Origin of the sequence: Verminephrobacter aporrectodeae subsp. tuberculatae At4, assembly GCF_000193225.1 — a bacterium.
GTDB classification, from domain to species: Bacteria; Pseudomonadota; Gammaproteobacteria; order Burkholderiales; family Burkholderiaceae_C; genus Acidovorax; species Acidovorax aporrectodeae.
On the sequence record NZ_AFAL01000177.1, the window covers coordinates 1 to 1,557 of the forward strand.

General features: G+C 71.1%; 1 protein-coding gene. It reads left to right on the plus strand.

Going from position 1 to position 1,557, the window contains the following annotated elements:
• A partial coding sequence (msbA, locus tag VTU_RS25860) for a lipid A export permease/ATP-binding protein MsbA (RefSeq protein WP_010101767.1) occupies positions 1-1,557 on the plus strand: 1,557 nt, incomplete at its 5' end.

Consider the following 1,557-nt stretch of genomic DNA (forward strand, 5'->3'; position numbering starts at 1 on the left):
GGGGTGTTCCTGGTGCGTGGAGTGGCGCATTTCGTGGGCCAGTACGCGCTGACGCGCATCGCCAACGACGGCATGCTGACCCTGCGCCAGACCCTGTTCGAGCGGATCCTGGCGGCCGAGATGGGGCTGTTCTCGCGCCACTCCGCGAGCGCGCTGTCGAACACCGTGGTGTACGAGGTGCAGACCGGCGCCACGCAGATCGTGCAGGCGCTGCTGGGCCTGGCGCGCGACGGGTTCACGCTGGCGGCGCTGCTGCTCTACCTGCTGTACCTGAACTGGCAGCTCACGCTGATCGTCGCCGTGGTGGTTCCGGGCGTTGCCGTCATCATGCAAACCCTGTCCCGGCGGCTGTACCAGCTGACCAAAAGCAGCCAGCAGGCGACCGACGAGCTCGCCTACGTGGTGGAAGAGAACGTGCTGGCGCACCGCATAGTCCGCCTGCACGGCGCGCAGGCGGACCAGGCGCGGCGGTTTGCCGACCTGAACCAGAGCCTGCGGCGGCTGGCCATCAAATCGACGATTGCCTCCGCGGCCATGACGCCGCTGACACAGCTGCTGGTCGCCGCCGCGCTCTCGGTGGTGATCTGCATCGCCCTGTGGCAGAGCCAGGACCCGGCCGCGGCCCGGTATCTCACCGTGGGCGGCTTCGTCGCGTTCATCACGGCCATGCTCATGCTCATCGCGCCCATCCGGCGGCTGGCCGACGTGGCCAGTCCCGTGACGCGCGGCGTCGCCGCGCTGGAGCGCGGGCTGGGCCTGCTCGACGGCACGCCCGCCGAAACCGGCGGGCAGCACCGGGCCGGGCGCGTGCGCGGCGCGCTCGCGTTCGAGGACGTGAGCGTGGCCTTCGGCGCGCAGCGCGTGCCCACGCTGGACCGGGTGAGCCTGCGCGTCGATCCCGGTGAAATCGTCGCCCTGGTCGGCCCCTCCGGCGCGGGCAAGAGCACGCTGGTGAATCTGCTCACGCGCTTCGTGCTGCCGACGTCGGGAGTGGTCCGGGTCGATGGACAGGCCCTGCCCGACTGGGACCTGCGCTCGTTGCGCGCGCAATTTGCCATGGTCAGCCAGGATGTGGTGATGTTCAACGACAGCATCGCCGCGAACGTGGCGCTGGGGCAGGCCGTGGACGAAGCGCGCGTGCACGCGTGCCTGGCCGCGGCAAATCTGGCGGAGCACGTGGCCACGCTCGCGCAGGGGATGCACACGGCGCTGGGGCACAACGCGGCCCGCTTGTCCGGCGGACAGCGCCAGCGGCTGGCGATAGCGCGCGCGCTCTACAAGGACGCGCCGATCCTGATCCTGGACGAGGCCACCTCGGCGCTCGACACCGAATCCGAGCGCCTGGTGCAAGACGCCTTGCAGCGCCTGATGCAGGGGCGCACCACCCTGGTCATCGCGCACCGCCTGTCGACCATCGAGCACGCGGACCGGGTCGTCGTCATGGACCGCGGACGCATCGCCGAGCAGGGAACGCACGCCGCGCTGATGGCGCGCGGCGGCCTGTACGCGCGCCTTCAGGCGCGCCCGCTATCCGGGGACACCGCGGCGCCGGCGTGA